This is a genomic window from Streptomyces sp. DSM 40750 (genome assembly GCF_024612035.1).
GTDB lineage: Bacteria > Actinomycetota > Actinomycetes > Streptomycetales > Streptomycetaceae > Streptomyces.
Window position 1 is genome coordinate 10,499,242 of sequence record NZ_CP102513.1, and the last position, 17,245, is coordinate 10,516,486.

Annotated in this window: 15 protein-coding genes and 1 pseudogene; 6 read left to right on the forward strand and 10 right to left on the reverse strand. The window is 68.6% G+C overall.

All coding sequences use genetic code 11. The features are described from left to right. Positions 1-431: 431 nt before the first annotated feature. On the forward strand, positions 432-1,652 hold the full coding sequence (locus tag JIX55_RS45865) for an RNA-guided endonuclease InsQ/TnpB family protein (protein WP_257569138.1): 1,221 nt from the start codon (positions 432-434) through the stop codon (positions 1,650-1,652). Between the two features lie 173 nt (positions 1,653-1,825). Beyond that, positions 1,826-2,002 carry a hypothetical protein gene (locus JIX55_RS45870; RefSeq protein WP_257569746.1) on the forward strand — a complete coding sequence of 59 codons (177 nt, stop codon included), beginning with the start codon at positions 1,826-1,828 and terminating at the stop codon, positions 2,000-2,002. A gap of 67 nt (positions 2,003-2,069) precedes the next feature. On the opposite strand, the pseudogene JIX55_RS45875 reads toward JIX55_RS45870, so the two are convergent. Both JIX55_RS45875 and JIX55_RS45880 read right to left on the reverse strand, forming a co-directional pair. Further along, a pseudogene (locus JIX55_RS45875) lies at positions 2,070-2,489 on the reverse strand (class I SAM-dependent methyltransferase); the annotation flags it as partial. A gap of 90 nt (positions 2,490-2,579) precedes the next feature. Further along, positions 2,580-3,212, reverse strand: a complete 633-nt coding sequence (locus JIX55_RS45880) for a TetR/AcrR family transcriptional regulator (protein ID WP_257569139.1) — start codon at positions 3,210-3,212, stop codon at positions 2,580-2,582. 250 nt (positions 3,213-3,462) lie between these two features. Between JIX55_RS45880 and JIX55_RS45885 the strand changes: the two genes are divergently transcribed. Next, complete coding sequence (locus tag JIX55_RS45885) at positions 3,463-3,915, forward strand: hypothetical protein (RefSeq protein ID WP_257569141.1); 453 nt, start codon at positions 3,463-3,465, stop codon at positions 3,913-3,915. A 130-nt stretch (positions 3,916-4,045) separates the two neighbouring features. Here the strand turns inward: JIX55_RS45885 and JIX55_RS45890 are convergent, their stop codons facing one another. From JIX55_RS45890 to JIX55_RS45920, 7 genes are all read right to left on the reverse strand, one after another. Next, the gene (locus tag JIX55_RS45890; RefSeq protein ID WP_257569142.1) at positions 4,046-4,732 is read right to left on the reverse strand and encodes a hemerythrin domain-containing protein; all 687 of its coding nucleotides are present in this window, start codon (positions 4,730-4,732) and stop codon (positions 4,046-4,048) included. A gap of 415 nt (positions 4,733-5,147) precedes the next feature. After that, positions 5,148-6,059, reverse strand: a complete 912-nt coding sequence (locus tag JIX55_RS45895) for an alpha/beta hydrolase (RefSeq protein ID WP_257569143.1) — start codon at positions 6,057-6,059, stop codon at positions 5,148-5,150. Between the two features lie 79 nt (positions 6,060-6,138). Then, on the reverse strand, positions 6,139-6,954 hold the full coding sequence (locus tag JIX55_RS45900; protein WP_257569144.1) for an oxidoreductase: 816 nt from the start codon (positions 6,952-6,954) through the stop codon (positions 6,139-6,141). Between the two features lie 217 nt (positions 6,955-7,171). Continuing rightward, a complete protein-coding gene (locus JIX55_RS45905; protein ID WP_257569145.1) occupies positions 7,172-7,444 on the reverse strand; it encodes a hypothetical protein in 273 nt (90 codons plus the stop codon). Between the two features lie 51 nt (positions 7,445-7,495). Then, a complete protein-coding gene (locus JIX55_RS45910; protein WP_257569146.1) occupies positions 7,496-8,326 on the reverse strand; it encodes an enoyl-CoA hydratase/isomerase family protein in 831 nt (276 codons plus the stop codon). Positions 8,327-8,445: 119 nt separating this feature from the next. Then, on the reverse strand, positions 8,446-9,252 hold the full coding sequence (locus JIX55_RS45915; protein WP_257569147.1) for a strictosidine synthase: 807 nt from the start codon (positions 9,250-9,252) through the stop codon (positions 8,446-8,448). Positions 9,253-9,288: 36 nt separating this feature from the next. After that, on the reverse strand, positions 9,289-10,152 hold the full coding sequence (locus JIX55_RS45920) for an alpha/beta fold hydrolase (RefSeq protein ID WP_257569148.1): 864 nt from the start codon (positions 10,150-10,152) through the stop codon (positions 9,289-9,291). A gap of 1,129 nt (positions 10,153-11,281) precedes the next feature. On the opposite strand from JIX55_RS45920, the gene JIX55_RS45925 reads away from it, so the two are divergent. Beyond that, positions 11,282-14,053 carry an ATP-binding protein gene (locus JIX55_RS45925; protein WP_257569149.1) on the forward strand — a complete coding sequence of 924 codons (2,772 nt, stop codon included), beginning with the start codon at positions 11,282-11,284 and terminating at the stop codon, positions 14,051-14,053. 300 nt (positions 14,054-14,353) lie between these two features. Here the strand turns inward: JIX55_RS45925 and JIX55_RS45930 are convergent, their stop codons facing one another. After that, entirely contained in the window at positions 14,354-14,899 is a 546-nt protein-coding gene (locus JIX55_RS45930; RefSeq protein WP_257569150.1) for a MarR family winged helix-turn-helix transcriptional regulator, read from the reverse strand. Between the two features lie 321 nt (positions 14,900-15,220). Here JIX55_RS45930 and JIX55_RS45935 point away from each other — a divergent pair, with 321 nt between their 5' ends. Both JIX55_RS45935 and hpaB read left to right on the forward strand, forming a co-directional pair. Continuing rightward, positions 15,221-15,724 carry a flavin reductase family protein gene (locus JIX55_RS45935; RefSeq protein WP_257569151.1) on the forward strand — a complete coding sequence of 168 codons (504 nt, stop codon included), beginning with the start codon at positions 15,221-15,223 and terminating at the stop codon, positions 15,722-15,724. 60 nt (positions 15,725-15,784) lie between these two features. Continuing rightward, a complete protein-coding gene (hpaB, locus tag JIX55_RS45940; RefSeq protein WP_257561969.1) occupies positions 15,785-17,236 on the forward strand; it encodes a 4-hydroxyphenylacetate 3-monooxygenase, oxygenase component in 1,452 nt (483 codons plus the stop codon). Positions 17,237-17,245 lie beyond the last annotated feature (9 nt).

Consider the following 17,245-nt stretch of genomic DNA (forward strand, 5'->3'; position numbering starts at 1 on the left):
TCGGGGCGGCGGTGTAGCGCAGCCTCGGTTTCGGGTCCGTGGCCGCTGCGGCGATATCGGCATCCGTCACAACGAGCCGAGCCACTGTCCTGCCGACGCTCCCGACCCCGGATCGCTGTCGCCGTGTCTTTCTCCTGCGGTGGTGCGCGAGTTCACCTGTTTCTTGCGAGGAGGCCCCGGTGTTCACGCCGGGGAGGAATCGCATCCGGGCGTTGCGACGCGGAGCGTGGCCGCATGCGGTTCAGGGCGCGGAGCGCCCGTAGGGCTGTCGGCATCACCGAGGTGATGCGAACGCGTGTGCCTGTGGTCGCTGGTCGGGGTGGTGGCTGTGGGATCGGGGCGTGTTTGTGCGGCTGTCGTACGTATGGTCCTTCGCAGGGTTGGGTTCGGGGCGGCGCGGTGTCCCGGCCGGGTGGCTGTGAGGGGGCGAGATGGTTCAGGTGGGGGCGGCTGCGGGGGCCGGGCATGCCCGTTACACCTACCGGCTGCGCGTGTCGTCCGCTGCCCGCACCGCCCTGGCGGCGGAGTGGGACCGGTGCCGCTGGGTGTGGAACGAATGCGTCGCCAAGTCCAGGGCCGTACACCTGCACAACAGGTCCACCGGCCAGAAGGCCACGTGCGGTCCGGCTCAGCTCGACCGGATGCTGACCGAGGCCCGCGCCCGTACGCCGTGGCTGCGTGAGGGCTCGTCGGTTGTCCAGCAGCAGGTCATCCGCGACTTCGGCCGCTCCCGCGCCAAGGCCCACAAGGACATCACAGAGCGCCTGCCCATGGCACGCTGGGCAGGGATGCCCGGGTGCAAGAGGAAGCGCGAGGCGCTGGCGACCCTCAACTACACCAAGCGCGGGTTCCGGCTGAAGGACGGCCGGCTGCATCTGGCGGGCGGCATCGTCCTGACCGTGGTGTGGTCGCGGGAGTTGCCGGCGGAGCCGTCCTCGGTGCGCGTGTACCAGGACAGCCTCGGGCATTGGTATGGCTCGTTCGTCGTCCCAGCCCGCATCCATCCCCTGCCGGAGACCGGCCGTGTACTTGGTGTCGACTGGGGCGTGAAGGAGACCGCGACCACTACGTCCGACGCGCACGACCTCCCCCACGCCGGGCACGGCAGGAAGGCCAAGGCGAAGCTGACCCGGTACGACCGGATGATGGCCCGCCGCAAGCCGAAGAAGGGCCGGCCCGGATCGAAGGGCTACCGCGAGGCGAAGAAACTGCGGGCGAAGGCGCACAAGAAGGTCGCCAGGCAGCGTCAGGACACCGGCCGCAAGTGGGCCAAGAAGGTGGTCCGCGACCACGACGCCATCGCTGTCGAGGACTTCCGTCCGAAGTTCCTCGCCAAAACCAGCATGGCCCGCAAGGCCGCCGACGCCGCCATCGGCGCCACCAAGGCCGCTCTGATCGAGATGGGCCGCAAGCACGGGCGGGACATCCGCCTTGTACACCCCGCGCACACCACGATGGACTGCGCGCACTGCGATGCGAGAGCCAAGCATCGCCTGCCGCTGGGTGAGCGTACCTACACCTGCAGCGCGTGCGGAGAGGTGTCCCCCCGGGACAAGAACTCCGCACGCGTCATGCTCGTCCGGGCTGGTCTCAACCCGGCTGGTGCTGATGGCGGAAGACCTCCTGGAGCGCAGCTCCAGGAGGCAGCCTGAGCCAGGAATCCCCTCCCTTCAGGGAGGGGAGGATTCAATGATCACGTCCGACGCTACGGAGGATGCGAGGAAAACGGATCCGTCACCGTGTCCGTCAAACATGACTTGGTGTCGTTGAACTCGGGTTGCCGGCAGTGCCTCCGGGCGACCGCAGCCCATTAGCTTTCAAGCAAATGGACCTGCGTGACCCGGGCATCGGCAAGACCACACTGCTGGAATATGTGGCCGAGTTCGCGGCGGCGGACTTCTTCGCCACCGGGAAGCGCAAGCGCAAGCCCGAGGCCGACCCGGCCGACGCGCGGCGCTGGCTGCGGCGGGCATCTCCTCCAACTCTTCGAGAGAGAACCTGAGATGGCGCCCGTCGGGGCCCGCCCCGCCGGGCTGGCGCGCGTACCAGGCCTCGCTCTCGCGGTTGCGTGCGATGTCCGAGGTCGTGCGGTAGTCCGCGATGGCGACCCGCCCGCCGGGCCTGAGCACCCGGTGCCTCTCAGCGATGACCGCGGCAGCCGTCTCGGCCAGTTTGTGCAGGACATACGTGCACAGCACCAAATCGAGCGAGGTGTCCGGTGCAGGCAACGGGGCCAACGCGCCGACCTCGGTCGTCACTTGCGGGGCGAGGCCTTCCCTGGCGGCCCGCTTCTCGAGGACATCGAGCAGCGGGCCGCTGCCGTCGACACAGTGGACGTTGCCGTCGGGCCCATCGCGCGGGCGGCGGGGACGGTGTGCGTAGCCAGTGCCCGCGCCGACATCGCGCGTCGCGCCGGTGGAGGACGCACAACTGGTCAGCGGATCCTGGCCGCCGGTCGCACTGTTGCCCCGTACGCCTTGCGGAGGCATTCGGTTTTTCCGGCCAGGAGTCGACGCGGTGTCGGACCATGCGGAGTGCCGTGCGGAAGCGAGGGGTGCCTTGCGGCTTTGGTGGGTGGGTCAGTTCGAAACCATGGCATGCTCATGTTCGACGCCCAGTAGCGCGAGGGCGTTGTGGATGCCCTGCTCAAGTAGTTCATCGGAGAGTCGCCGGTCGGCGAGGGCTCGGGAGAGCTGCAGCGTTCCGGCCATCATGGCGTAGGCGCTGAGCGTCCTGGTGCGGACCGAAAGTGGATCGTCGGGCGCCAGGCGGGCCGCGATGCCGTCCACGACGATCAGCACGCCGTCGGTGTACGCCTGCTTGGTCGGGTCCGCGCAGCGCGCGATCTCGTCGAGCAGGGCGGCGGAGGGGCAGCCGTCGCCGGGGTTGTCGCGCTGCTGGGCGGACAGGTACCACCGCACGATCTGTTCGACTCCGGCGCGACCGGACGCCGCCTGCGCGACGATGCTCGCGTTCTGCGCCTGTAGTTGGTCGGCGACCGTGGTGGCGACGAGGTTGTCCTTGGACGTGAAGTGGACGTAGAAGGCGCCGTTGGTCAGCCCCACGTCCTGCATGAGCGCTGAGATGCCTGATCCGTCGATGCCGTCCCGCTTGAACCGGCGGCCGGCCATCTCGATGATCCTCTGCCTGGTCGCCTGCTTGTGCTCATTCCCGTAGCGCACAACACGCTCCTTCGCTCGCCGGTGGGTCATTGGGTCTCCACCGGCTCCCCACTGTATGGTATTGCGAACGTAATCTAATAGCTCGACAGTACCGTCGGCCGCTCGACCGGGGGCGGGGTGTCGTGGGTCCGCCCTGCGCTGATTCTCGCGACGGGCAGCCCCGTTGCCCGCCTGGACTCATTCCGGTGGCGCGTCCCAGGCTTCCGTCTTCCGCGAGTGCCTGCTCGCACGCACGCCCTCCGCAGGGCTTAATATCACGAACGTAATTTAATGCCTTCGCTTGAAGGCACCAGCCTTCGTGCAGGGTGAGCCGTCGCGACGGCCGGCCTCGCTCGAACTCGCTGTAACCGGCGACGCGCAGGTCGCCAACGCGATCGAGCAGTTGGGGCGGTTCGACGACATGGTCGACAACCCCGGCATCGGCACATGGGACGTCGGCGGAGGGAACGACCTCCGGTACTCCCGGCTCGTATGCGACATCAACGCCTTCGACTTGCTGCGCAGGGGTCGACCCGAGGTCTCCCGCACCCGTCAACAAGAGAAGGACATCATGAGTACGTATCTGGCAGACAAGGTCGAGGACCTCACCGTCCAAGGGCCCTCCGCGCGGTTCACCTACCGGCGGATGGGGCCGCAGGGCGGCATCCCGCTGGTCCTGCTGAACCGCTTCCGCGGCACCATTGAAACCCGGAGTTCCTGGACCTCCTGGCCGCCGGCCACGACATGCCCGTGAGAGGCGGCCGGCTATCGGGCGGCCCCTCCGCTGTGGCGTACGGCCGCCTGTACACGTGACCGTGTACCTATCTGGACGGACGACCCTGAACCTCGACACCTGCGGCTGTAGTCGATGCGCCGGGCGATCGTCAGGCGTCGAAAACGCGGGCCTGGTAGCGACGCCAGGCGGGACGGGCGGTGAGGCGCAGCAGCAGACGGATGGGCGCAGGCGCCTTGACGAGTTGCTGCGCGATGATCTCCGGGTCACCGACCGCCATGAACAGGCCGAAGACCATGGGGGCCTTGGAGGGCGGCAGGCTTTTGAGGTTGCGTTCGGCGACCGCGTCCCACTCGGGCTGGGTGACGGTGCGTGCGGCGACCGGCAGGAGATGCTTCTCCTCGTCGCGCAGATGTTCCTCCAGCAGGACGAGGAGGTGCTCGACGCGGTCGGCCAGCCGACTGCGGGCCGCGCTGGTGGGGTTGACTCGCCAGGGCGGAATCAGGGCGGTGACCTCGTCGAGCATCCCGTGCACCGCCTCGTGCTGGGACTGCATCAGGCGCACCAGGGGAGCCAGTTCCCCGGGCACACGCTGCAGCAGCATGGGCCACAGCAACGCGTCCTCGCCCTCGTGATGGTGGACGAGCAGGCCGAGCATCAACTCCAGGTGGTCGGCGACCACACCGGCCCGTTTACGGTCACCGTCGTTGACCGCGCTCACCAGAGACGCACTGGAGCGCAAAGCACGACGGAACGCGTCATGTGCCATGACCATGTCGCGAACGTCGGTCAAGCCGGGGCCGTGCAGGGCGTCACCGGGCGTGGCCTTCTCAGTCATCAGTCGTCTCCTTCGCCGGGTTGTGCTGCTCGGGACGTCCTTCCGATGCAACGCTGCGGACGTGCCCGATGGGGGTTTCGTGGACGCCACCTGGATGTGGTCGGCCGGCCCGGTTCGGCTGCCTGCCCGGACGGTGCTCAAACGCGTGCGAAGCGGAACGAGCCGGTCCACGCCTCCTCGTCCGGGGGCCGCGTCGGCAGGCGGACGCGGCCCCCGGTGATCGGGGAGGTCGTCCGGTCCGCCTGCCGACGATGACGCGGAAGGACTCGGAACGGACCGTTACGCACGGCCGACCGTGCTCGTCGAGTCGGTCGAGTCGGTCGAGTCGGTCGAGTCGAGTCGGGACTGGTCTGGGCACAGCAGCCGGTGGTCATCCGTGCGGAGGACCACCGACGGTTTACGAGGGTTCTTCTGTTCACGCGCCGAGGTGCTTACGGAGCCACTGACCCATCTGCTGGATGGCCTGGTCCACCTCGGGTACGCGCCCGGCGCCCAGGACGAAGGAGTGCTGTCCCTCGGGCAGCGGGTGGACTTCGGAGGTGACCTTGAAGTCCGCGAGGCGGCGGCCGAGCTGGGCGCCGTCGTCGGCGAGGGTCTCGTACTCGCCGTAGTGGACGGTCGTGGGGGGCAGGCCGGTCAGGTCGGCGTTCACGATGCTGATCTGGGGGTCGGTGAAGTCCACCGCGGGGTCCTGCAGCCAGGCTCCGCGGAAGAGTTCGAGGGTGTTCCGGCTGAGCATCTTGTCGTTGTCTTCGTTCGCGTCCACCGACGCGTTCTGGATGGTGAGGTCGGTCCACGGCGAGACGCTGACGATCGCGCCCGGGGTCGCCTCGTTCTTCGCGAGCAGACGGAGCGGGAGCATCACCGCGAGGGTGCCGCCGATCGAGTGGCCCGTGCTGCCGATGTTCCGGGGCTCGTAGCCCTGCGAGAGCAGCCACCGGTAGGCCGTCTCGGCGTCGTCGAGCTGCGCCGGGTAGGGGTGCTCGGGTGCCAGGCGGAAGTCCACGACGAGGGAGCGGGCTCCGGCCGCCTTCGCGATGTGGCCCGCGGCCTTGCGGTCGGAGTGCATCGACGCGGCGACCGATCCGCCGAAGTGGAAGTGGAGCAGCGCCTTGTCGGGGTCGGCGCCCTCGGGGATCGCCCACAGGGCGGGTACGCCGCCCGCGTCCACCTCGGCATAGGTGACGCCTTCCGGCTCGGTCGACGCCTTGTGGTTCGAGTCGACGATGTCGCGGATGACGGCCAGGTCGAGGCCGGGTGTGGCCGCCCTCGCGTTCGTGCTCGCGAGGAACTCCGCGAACTGCTGTGCTTCCGCACTGATTCCCATGGTGATATTCCTTTCGGGTCGCTGCCGCGTCCGCTTGTCGCGCGCAGTCAGGTCGATGTGCTGTGGCGACGTCAGCCGGTCATCCGGGCATCCGGTTGGTCTTGCGGACCTGCTTGTCGAACGTCCCGGCGGGGACGAGGCGGCGCGCCGCGCTGACGCGTGAGGCGAGGGGGCCGGCGGTGTAGCGCAGCTTCGGCTTCTTGTCGGTGGCTGCCGTGACGATCACCTTGGCGACGACGGCAGGATCGTCGCCGTCCTTCATCGCATCCGCGATCATCTCGTCGAAGATGCGCCGTCGCTCCGCGTACAGAGGCAGTGGGGTGTCGGGCTGCGCGGCGTTGGTGTCGAAGCTGGTCTTGGTGTAGCCGGGCTCGACGAGGAGGACCCGGACGCCGTGCTCGCGGACCTCGTGGTCCAGGGACTCGGAGTAGCCCTCGATGGCGTGCTTCGCCGAGACGTAGAGGGCCATGAAGGGCTGGGGGATGAGCCCGAGGACGGACGAGACGTTGATGATGCGTCCCCCTCCCTGGGCGCGCATGTGCGGCAGGACGGCCTTCGTCATACGCATGACACCGAAGACGTTGATGTCGAAGACGCTCTGGGCCTGGGCGACGGAGTTCTCCTCGACGGCACCGGCTGAGCCGATACCGGCGTTGTTGACCAGGACGTCGATCCGCCCGAACCGGTCGATCACCTGCTCGACCACGGCGGTGGCGGATTCATCGCTCGCCACGTCAAGGTCGAGGTACGTCACTCCGGCGGGCGGGGTGAGTCCCGAGGTTCTCCGGCCGGTTCCGATTACCTCGAAACCCGCTGCGACGAGGGAGCGGGCCGTTGTCTTGCCGATACCCGATGACGCTCCCGTCACGAGTGCTACCGGCCGGGTTGTTGCCATCACAGGCTCCTTGCGTCATTGAATTACGATCGTTTGGCTTATGGTCGTAAGCGTATTTGCCAAGGGTGGCCGATGGCAAGTACTCACCTCCAGCGATCCGGGAATCCTGTGGTGAGGGTCTGGCCCCTGGCCGGGCCGGCGACTTCGTGGCGTCATCCGACACGGATGCGGCATCGGAGTGTCTCTGGTGTCCAAAACCCTGGGTCAGGGCCCGCCATCAGGTGCACCTTGGGTCGGGCTTGCAGCTGTGGATCAGTTCGGCGGACAGGATGGTGTCGAACGGCGATCTGCCGGCGCGGGCAAGGTGGATGAGTAGTGCGGTGCTGCCATTGGGCAAGGTGGCGGTGATATGGGTCTCGCGCGGCTGGGACAGACCGTCGCGGCTGTCGGGCCATGGGCTCAGGCGGTGCCAGGCGTTGACGAGTGGGGCCCGGTCGGTGTCGGTGAACCCGGTCGGGCCGTGCTCGGTGAGCACTTCGTCGAGCCTCATCCGGTGTAGTTCGTCCAGCGACCGCCAAGGCACTTCCGCCGTGCTGGAGTGTCAGAGTTGCTGGTTGGCGATGCCGATGTACTGCCCGAGGCGGTACTCGAAGTCGATGCCGGCCTTCTCGACGATGGCCTGCGTGCCGGCGGCACGGGTGAGGAACCCGGGGAGGGTGAGGGAGTGGGCGAACTCGCTGTAGGCGGCGATCAGATCCGCGTCCGGGGGCAGGGATGCTCGGTTGATCTGGGCTTTGGCCGAGGCGAGGGAGGCGCGGTCGAAGGAGGCGAGCCGGCCGACGATCGTGTCGACGAAGGCGTCGAGTTCACTGTCGGGGAGGGAACGGGTGGTCCAGCCCCAGCGTTCGGCGGTGTCGGCGTCGTAGTCGTCGCTGGTGAGGATGGCTTCCAGGGCGCGGTCGCGTCCGATGGCGCGGGGGAGGCGTTCGGTGCCGCCACCGCCGGGGAGTAGTCCGCTGCCCACCTCGGGCTGCCCGAAAATTGCTCTCTCCCGGCTGGCGTACCGCAGATCGAGGGCGAGGGCGAGTTCGTTCCCGCCACCGCGGGTGCGTCCGCGGATGGCCGCGATGGTGATGTAGGGCGCCTTGGAAAGCTTCAGGACCAGATCCGTCCATGCCGGCACCGCGTTCTCGTCCTCGGGGGCGGGGAAGTCGGCGGCGGCGGCCAGGTCGAAGTGGTTGTAGAAGAAGTCGGGGGTGGAGCTGTCGAACACCACGACCTGGATGTCCGGGTCGGTGGCCAGTTCCTCGACGATCTGGATGAGGCGCAGGACGGTCTCGCCGACGATGAGGTTGACGGGCGGGTTGGAGAACGTGATCTTCGCGACCTGGGGTGAGGTGCGCTCGTAGCGGATGGTGCTTTGCTCGCTCATGGTCCGGCTCCAGATGTGTGAGGGATATCGGATGGCGACGGGGCGTCAGTGGGGCGGGGACGCCTGGGGCGGATGGGTTACCGAGCAGGTCCGGTGGTCTTGCTTCCGGCCGTTGCCGCTCACTCCTGGTAGCGCGGGAGGATCTCGCCGTTCTTGACATAGGTGAGGGCGGCGGCGACGTCGTAGGCGTGGATCGCTGAGACCAGCGGTGCCAGCTGGTCGGACAGGTCCTGGATCACCTTGCCGGTGAAGAAGGCGTCCCGTGCTGCGGTGTCGGCGAACCCGAGGATGAGGGAGGCGTGGAAGCGCTGGTCGTGGGGGTTGTCGTGGGCGACGTTCGGGGTGTCCCAGAGCTTTTCGATCCAGGGCAGGAACGTCTGCGTGCGCAGCTCCTTCAGCACTCCGGTGCCGGCGAGTGCGGGGACGAGCTGGTTCTTGATGAACTTCCGGAACTCACCTGCGTTGGCCCCGTTTCTGCGGCGCAGGTAGACCATGACGCGGGCACCGACCTTTTCTTCCGGGCCTGCGACGTCATACCAGCGGGATGAGTTCGGCGGGCCTGCGTAGAGCAGGGTGCGGCGGAACACGTTGATCTCGTCCTCGTAGGCCAGCTTCGTCTGCTTACGCCCCTGCGAGGGCGCAAGCGCCGATCGGAAGGTGACTTCCGCGACGCCGTCGATCTTCCGGTCGACGGGGATCGAGGTCTCCACTCCGCCGGTCGCCGGCCACCGGCCCGGGTTGTCCTCGGAGAGGTGGATCTGGCGGTACTCCTCCAGGCCCGGGGTGGCGGAGATGATCCCTGAGTGCGGGCCCTTCCAGTAGTCCATGCCGGTCTGGCGGGGCTGGTCGGTGCGCACCCACAACAGGATCGAGGAGGTGAAGTGCTTCTTCACGTCCAGTTGCACGGCGGCCGGTGGCATGCTCATGGTGTTGCCTTTCTCTTCCTGGTCAGGTGGTGGTCATCAGGCGAGGAACTCGACCGCGACCGGGGCGAACTCGTCGTAGTACTGGAAGACGCCGCCGTGGCCGGAGTCGGGGTAGATGATCAGCTCGCTGTTCCTGATGCGCCGGTGCAGGTCCTCGGAGAGGATCGAGGGGACCATGCGGTCGTTGTCGCCGTTGGCGATCAGCGTGGGATGGGTGATCTTCGACAGGTCGTCGGGGGTGGAGAGCCCCCACTTCTTGATCGCCTTCAGCTGCGTCTGGAACGCCTTGACCTTGATCTTCGCGTCGCGGTCGACGGTGCGCTCGTTGAGCCGGTTGACGAACGCGCGCGCGGCGGCCTTGCCGGCGGAGTCGCGGTTGAAGAACAGGAACTCCTTGGGGTCCGAACGGGTCAAGGTGGCGCGCAGCGTGTCCCAGTACGTGGTGGCGACCACCTTTTCGATGTCCTTGCCGCCCTTGGGCCCGGTGCCGGTGAGGACGAGTTTGCGGACGAGTTCGGGGTGCTTCACCACCAGGGCCTGGGCGACGAAGCCGCCGAGGGAGAAGGAGAAGATGTCGATCTTGTCGAACCCGAGCGCCGAGATGAAGGCGTAGGCGTCGTCGGCCATGGCCTCGACGCTGTCCGGCACCTGGCCGGTGGAGGCTCCGACACCGCGGTTGTCGAAGGCGATGACGTGACGGCCCTTGGCGATGGGATCGATGATGCGCGGGTCCCAGTTGTCCAGGGTCGCGGCGAGGTGGACGAAGAAGACGACGGGGATGCCGCCCTTGGGCCCCAGCTCGCGGTAGGCGTAGGTGACGCCGCCGGTGGTGATGGTGCGGGCCGGGGCATGCGCGTAGGAGGTGATGACGGGTTCGTTCGGTGTGGCGTTGGTGCTCATGGTGGCTTCTCCTTGCTTGTTTTGTTTCGGTGCGGTTGGGGCCGCCCGTCGCGGTCGGGCGGGATCAGCGGTTGCCGGTGATGACTTGCTTGCCGCGGACGCCACCATGGGACAGGGGTTGTGCGACCACCCCGTCCGAGCCCGGACTCGCCGATCACGAGCGCCATTACCGGGAGGGCGACCCTTATTGGCTTACGATCGTAATGTTATCCGGGTGACCGAGAGACCGCAAGCGAGTTCCGAGGTGGGATCGCGTGGCGGCCTACTGGTCGAGCACCGGCGCACGCCGTCGGCCGGGAACGTCACGGCGGAGAACGGGGCGCAGCGTGTGCGGCAGCGAGCGCGCCGCGTCGGCGATGACGAACACTTGACGATCACCCGGAAGGCCATCACCACCCTCGCGGACCGCCTCCCGGCCGAGACCACCGCGCCCGACACCTGCCCGAGTACCCGGACTGTCCCCGCGTCCTCGCCGTCTTCAACGAGGTCACCGGCCCCCTCCGGCCCCGTGGTGTGTGAGAAGCCCTCGGGCATGAACTGCCGCCGAAGAACATCGAAGGCACCCGCGCCAAACTGAAACGCCTAGTCAGGCTCGACGTCCTCACCGAGGCCGACGTCGGCGGCTTCTCCAGGAAGCGGTAGCCGCCCGAAACCCGCGACCGGCGCCCTGCCCCAACGTCACCGAGAAACGGACATCACCCTATGAACCGCCCACTGGGTGGGCGTGGAAGCTCTCCTCCGGCAGGGAGCTTCCAGGCATTTCAGGCCGTACGCGTTGGTGACAGATGCGGCAAAGCATGCTGAAACAGCCGGCGCGAATCAACATCAAACGCCCACTGAGATCTTGGTGATTGCTTCACGGTCGACAGTCGGCCGGCCGGTTGAGTGCGCGGAGTTGTCCGTCGAAGTCCCGGGCGGGAACGACATGGCGGAGCGTGCTGATGCCTCCGGCTTGTCGGACCGACGGCGTAGGGCGGTTTCGCGAATGCGCTGATCACGTTTCCGACGCTACTGATGAAGGGATGGCAGCGGATCCGTCACCGTATCGGTCATGGAACTGCCAAATCTGGTGGAACGCGGGGTACCAGGAGTGACTCGGGCGGCAGCTGGCCCTTACGGTTTCAAGTAAATGGACCTATACGGACGGCGCCAGGAGCAGGCAGCCCTCGACCGGATCCTCGACGGTGCCCGTCAGGGATCCGGAGCGACCATGATGTTGTGGGGTGAACCCGGCATCGGCAAGACCGCCCTGCTCGAATACGTGGGCGAGTCAGCCGCTGCGGACTTCACCGTCCTGCGATGCGCGGGTACTCGTCTTGAGTCGGGGCTCGCCTTCGCCGCTCTGCACGAATTGCTGTGGCCGGTGACGCAGCGGATCGGCACGCTCCCGGAGCCGCAGGCCAACGCCCTGAACGGGGCGCTCGGTACCAGCAGCGACGTGGCGGACCGGTTCCTGATCGGCGTGGCCGTACTGACGCTCGTCGGCGAGCTGGCCGAGGAACGGCCGGTGCTCATCATCGCCGACGACGCCCAATGGCTCGACGAGCCATCCGCACAGTGCCTGGCCTTCGTCGCGCGCCGGCTGCGCAACGAACCCGTGGTCATGCTCCTCACCGGACACGACGACCCCGTCGACGGCCCCTGGGAGAAGCTGGCGGCCATGGAGGTGCGGGAGCTGGGCGACGAGGACGCCCGGCTCCTCGCCCGTGCCGTCGCTCCGCACGCGGGCGAGTCAGTGATCCGCCGCACGGTCCGCGCGGCAGCCGGAAATCCCCTCGCACTCCAGGAGCTGCCCACATCCGTGGCGGCCGGCGACATCTCGGCGCACCCTCTTGCCGATGAGCAGATCGCCGTCGGGCCACGCCTGCGCCGTGCCTTCCGCGCCCGGATCGAGAGGCTGTCCGCGCCTGCCCGCACCGCGCTCCTTCTCGCCGCCGCCGATGACCGTAGTGACCGCAACACCGTGCGCCAGGCCGGGCTTGTGCTCGGCCTCGACGCCATCGCGTGGGACGAGGCGCTGCACTCGGGCCTGCTCACCACGCGCTCGGCCGGGCGGATCTGTTTCCGCCACCAACTGATGGAGGCCGTGGTCTACGAGGACGCGCAGCCCGCGAACCGCCAGGCCGTTCATCATGCGCTCGCCGCCGTACTGACCGGTGAGAACGCCGACGAGCTGCGCCCCTGGCACCTCGCCGCGGCTTTGGAAGCCGTGGGCCGACCCGACGAGGAGGTGGCCCGGCTCCTGGAAGAGTCGGCCCACCGGTCCTGGGCGCGCGGTGGCTGTGCCACGGCGGCCCGTGCCCTGCGGCGTGCGGCGAAGTTGTCCCCCTCGACGGACGACGCGGCGAGACGACTGGCTCACGGGGCGAGGGCGGCCTGGGAGGCCGGCCAGGTCGACGTGGCGCGGGGCATGCTGGAGCGGGCCGAAGGGTTTTCCTCCGCTTCCACGGTCGCGGATCTCAGCGAGGGGTTGCGCGGGCTGATCGAGTTCGCGCACGGCGATCTGGAAACCGCCTGCCGTCAGCTGACCCGGGACATGGGGCGGGTGGCCGATCCCGGGCAGGCGTTAAAGCTCGGCAGCATGGCGCTGCGGGCGGCGTGGGCGGCCAGTCATGGCGCACTGCAGCGCGAGGCGCTCCAACGGCTCGAGCGGCGGCTCCCGCAAGGGAACTTCCCGCACGCCGATCTGCTGCCGTTGCTGCGCCAATGGTGGACGCAGGAACCGGGCGGCGGCGCCGATGACCGCGACCAGATCGTGGCCCCCGTCGCTGACATCCTCACCCGGCTCAGCGGCAGTTCCTGGCTCCTGATGCCACCGGCACCGCTGGCGGTGGCCTGGGGCATCGAGTCCGCCCTGCAGGAGGCGCTCCGCCGCGAGACCGACACGCTGCGGCACACGGACCAGGTCACCGCCCTGACCCAGGCCCTGGCCCAGACCGTGGCGCTCGACATCGCGCAGGGCTCCTGGATCTCGGCCACGGCGAACGCCCTTGAGGGGCTCCACATGGCTGAGGGGACCGGCGACGACATCTTGGCGGCGCAGTGCCGCGCCAGTCTCGGATGGCTGGCCGCCGCGCGAGGCGATGAGCGGACCGTCGCAGACTGCGCCGCCCGGACCATCGAGGTATGGGTGCCGCGTGGGATGCGCGTCTTCAGCGCCGGCGCGGAGTGGAACCTCGGTATGTCGGCGCTCTTCGCAGGCCGGGCCGAGGAGGCGCTGCACCGCCTGGTCCGGCTGACCGAGCACAGGCACCACGCGGCGAACGCCACCGTCGCGGTGCTCGCCGCGCCGGACACCGCCGAGGCCGCCCTCCAGGCCGGGCAGCGGGCGACGGCCGAGGAACAGGCGCGGCTGCTGCGGCGGTGGGCCGAACGGACCGAGGCGGCGTGGGCGATCTCCGCGACGCACCTGGTCCATGCCCTGCTGGCGTCGGGGGTGGATGCGGAGAAGCAGTTCCGGCTTGCGCTGGATGTTCCCGGAGCCGAGTCGCGGCCCTTCAACTACGCCCGCACGCGCCTGCTGTACGGCGAGTGGCTGAGGCGGGCCCGCCGCCGTACCGACGCCCGGATACAGCTGGCCGAAGCCGCGGAAACCTTCCAGCGACTCGACGCGGCGCCCCTGCTTGCCCGCACCCGGGCCGAACAGGAACTGACCGGGCAGCATCTGCGCCGCGACTCCGCACCGGCCCGGGACACCGCAGCCATCTTCACGCCGCAGGAGTTGAGAGTCGCACGGCTTGCCGCGCAGGGGCTCACCAACCGGGAGATCGGGGCACAGCTGCTGATCAGTCCTCGTACGGTGAGTCATCACCTGGCCAACGTGTTCCCCAAGCTCGGTATCGCCTCGCGCGCCGACCTCGCGCGCATCGACTTCGGGGACGGGCTGCATCTGATCGGCTGACCGGCCGTCTTCGGGGATGGACCGGGCGGCCCGCTGACGCCCGGCGCTGGGTAGAGCTCGTCGTCATTCACACCCGGGGTGCCCCACGATGCGGTGATGCCCCGGCCGGTGGCGGCCGCACCTCCTTGGGCACCACCGCCAGATGCCTGCAGCAACCGGTACGGCGGTTTCGAGCGCCGGTGCCGCACATGCGGTCGGCTCGGTGGGCGGCGTGGGCGGCGTGGGCGGCTTGGGCGGCGAAGCAGTCGCCGTCCGCCAGGTAGGACGCCTGCCATTGGCTCGTTGCCGTGGGAAAACCCCTCAGGTCCGATGCCGGACGTCGAAGTGCGCGGAGTGCGCGGTCAGCTTGCCGAGCAACTCGATGAGGGTCTGCTGCTCGTCCTCGCTGAGGGCGCCCGCCCACTCCTGTTCACGTGCGTTGTGTGCCTGGAAGGCGGTGGTGATCGCCTGCAGGCCGGCCTCGGTGAGGCCGAGTTGGACCGCGCGCCCGTCGTAGGAGGCGCGCTCCTTGCTCACCAGGCCGTCCCGTTCCAGCGTGTTCACCAGCGCCGACACGGCGGCTCGGCTCATGCCGGACAGCTCCGCGACCTTCTTCGCCTCGACCGGGCCCGACAGCCAGATGGCGAACAGTACTCGGAAGCCGGGCCATGACCAGCCGCGAGGCCTGTGTACGGCGGATTCGAGGTCGTAGACGAGCATGTTGGCCGCGCGGTGGAGGGTGAGCACCAGCCGCATGGCGAGCGGGTCGATGCCGGGGAGTTCCCGCGAGGCCCGGTCGATGGCGTGATCGATGAACGACCAGAAGTGCAGGTGGTCGGCATCCAGCGGTTCCGGTTCCTGGGTCACAGTCGGAGTCTAGGTCGGGCGGCATCACGGGCCGCACTCGGGAAGCGGGCACACGTCGGCACCCTGTCCAGGTTTCCGGATCGTAAAAAACCTTCGCCCGAGGGCTTCCCTCCAGATGCCGACAGGGGTACGGTCCCCAATTAATCAAAGCATTGATTATATGCCCTGAGCAGTAGTTGTTCTGCTTTGTCCCCTGGGTCTGTCAGGGGGCAGGTCTCCTCCCGGCCGTGCGTCCCGATGTGCGGCCGGGTAGCCCAGGCCGTTCCTCCTTCTCCGTCGACGGGGACGGTCCGGCGGGCGATCGATCCCAAGGAGCCTCGTATGCCCGAAGCACTCGCTCCCCCCAGTCCCGGCGCGCTGCGTGCCTGCATGTCCCGCTTCGCCACCGGCGTCACGGTGGTGTCCTACGCGACCGACAGCGGTCCGCGGGGCGCCACCATGAACTCCTTCACGTCCGTGTCCGCCGAACCGCCGCTGGTCCTGGTCAGCGTCGCCCGCCGGGCCCGCTGCCACGACCAACCGGCCGACGGGCCCTTCTGCGTGAACATCCTCGGTGCCGAACAGGAGCAGTTGGCCCGGCTGTTCGCCGGGGCCCGGAGCACCGCGGAGCCCCGCTGGGCGGAGGGCGCGCGCGTCCCCCGGCTGGCCGACCCGCTCGCCTGGGTGGAGTGCGAGCCCTGGCGCGCGTACGACGGCGGCGACCACACCCTGGTTCTCGGCCGCGTCACCGACCTCGGTCACCGCGACGGCGACGCCCTGACCTACGCCTGGAGCCGTTTCGCGTCCACGACCGAGTCGACCGACGGCATCGAGCACCTCTTCTGAAGCTCTTCCGCCCGTCCCCGCCCCCTCTCAAGCCCCAGCCCACTCCCCAGGAGAACGACCATGGCCGCACGCACCGGCAAGGAATACCTGGAGCGCCTCGCCGCCTCCCGCCCGACCGTCCACATCCAGGGCGAGACGCTCACCGGAGGAATCCAGGAGCACCCCGCTTTCCGCAACGTGGTGCGGACCTACGCCGAGCTGTACGACCTCCAGCACAGCGACGAACACAAGGACGTCCTCACCTACACCTCACCCACGTCCGGCGAGCCGGTCGGCACGTCCTTCCTCACCCCGAAGACCCCGAACGATCTGGTCAAGCGCCGTAAGGCGTTCAAGGTGTGGGCCGACCACAGCAACGGCATGCTCGGCCGCACCGGCGACTACATGAACAGCTCCCTGATGGCGCTCGCCTCGGCCGCCGACTGGTTCGCCCAGGCCGACCCCGCCTTCGGCGAGAACATCCGCCGCTACTACGAGAAGGCCCGCGAAGAGGACCTGCTGTGCACCCACACGCTGATCCCGCCGCAGGTCAACCGGGCCGTGGCCGGTACCCAGCAGGCCGGCGGCAAGCTGGCCGCGCGGATCGTGAGGGAGGACGACAACGGCGTCGTCATCAGCGGGGCGCGCATGCTCGCGACGATCGCCCCGTTCGCCGACGAGATGCTGGTGTTCCCCTCGACCGTGCTGCGCGGCACCCCCGAGGACAAGCCGTACTCGTACGCCTTCGCCATCCCCAACGACACCCCCGGCCTGCGCTACATCGCCCGCGAACCGCTGGACTACGACCGCCCCCGGCACGACCACCCCCTCGCCTCCCGCTTCGAGGAGTCGGACTGTGTGGTCGTCTTCGACGACGTGCACGTGCCCTTCGAGCGCTGCTTCGCCCTCGGCGACGCCGAGCTGTGCAACGGCTTCTACTCCCAGACGTCCTCCGTGGTGCACATGACCCACCAGGTCGTCACCCGCACCACCGCCAAGACCGAGTACATCCTCGGCCTGGTGACACTGCTCACCGAGGCCATCGGCATCGAGCAGTTCCAGCACGTCCAGGAGGACGTCGCCGAGATCATCACCACCCTGGAGACGCTGCGCGCCTTCCTGCGCGCCGCCGAGGCGGACGCCGAGGTCAACGAGTACGGGGTCCTCACCCCGGCTTTCGCCCCGTTGAACGCCGCCCGCAACCTCTACCCCAAGCTCTACCAGCGCTTCCCGCAGATCCTGCGCAAGCTCGGCGCCTCCGGCCTGATGGCCACCCCGACCGAACTCGACATCCAGGGGCCCGGCGCCGCCGACATCGAGGCCTACCTCCAGTCGGCCACCCTCACCGGCCCCGAGCGTGTGAAGCTCTTCCGCCTGGTGTGGGACACCTGCATCTCCGCGTTCTCCAGCCGCCAGGCGCTGTACGAGTACTACTTCTTCGGCGACCCCGTGCGGATGGCCGGCGCGTACGTGAAGAGCTACGACCGCGAGCCGTACAAGGCCAGGGTCCAGGCCTTCCTCGACCGCGCCTGAGCCCGGACG

Coding starts and splice junctions, on each gene's coding strand:
- JIX55_RS45865 (WP_257569138.1), top strand. CDS start 432: ATGGTTCAGGTGGGGGCGGCTGCGGGGGCCGGGCATGCCCGTTACACC.
- JIX55_RS45870 (WP_257569746.1), top strand. CDS start 1,826: ATGGACCTGCGTGACCCGGGCATCGGCAAGACCACACTGCTGGAATAT.
- JIX55_RS45880 (WP_257569139.1), bottom strand. CDS start 3,212: ATGACCCACCGGCGAGCGAAGGAGCGTGTTGTGCGCTACGGGAATGAG.
- JIX55_RS45890 (WP_257569142.1), bottom strand. CDS start 4,732: ATGACTGAGAAGGCCACGCCCGGTGACGCCCTGCACGGCCCCGGCTTG.
- JIX55_RS45895 (WP_257569143.1), bottom strand. CDS start 6,059: ATGGGAATCAGTGCGGAAGCACAGCAGTTCGCGGAGTTCCTCGCGAGC.
- JIX55_RS45900 (WP_257569144.1), bottom strand. CDS start 6,954: ATGGCAACAACCCGGCCGGTAGCACTCGTGACGGGAGCGTCATCGGGT.
- JIX55_RS45905 (WP_257569145.1), bottom strand. CDS start 7,444: ATGAGGCTCGACGAAGTGCTCACCGAGCACGGCCCGACCGGGTTCACC.
- JIX55_RS45910 (WP_257569146.1), bottom strand. CDS start 8,326: ATGAGCGAGCAAAGCACCATCCGCTACGAGCGCACCTCACCCCAGGTC.
- JIX55_RS45915 (WP_257569147.1), bottom strand. CDS start 9,252: ATGAGCATGCCACCGGCCGCCGTGCAACTGGACGTGAAGAAGCACTTC.
- JIX55_RS45920 (WP_257569148.1), bottom strand. CDS start 10,152: ATGAGCACCAACGCCACACCGAACGAACCCGTCATCACCTCCTACGCG.
- JIX55_RS45925 (WP_257569149.1), top strand. CDS start 11,282: ATGGACCTATACGGACGGCGCCAGGAGCAGGCAGCCCTCGACCGGATC.
- JIX55_RS45935 (WP_257569151.1), top strand. CDS start 15,221: ATGCCCGAAGCACTCGCTCCCCCCAGTCCCGGCGCGCTGCGTGCCTGC.
- hpaB (WP_257561969.1), top strand. CDS start 15,785: ATGGCCGCACGCACCGGCAAGGAATACCTGGAGCGCCTCGCCGCCTCC.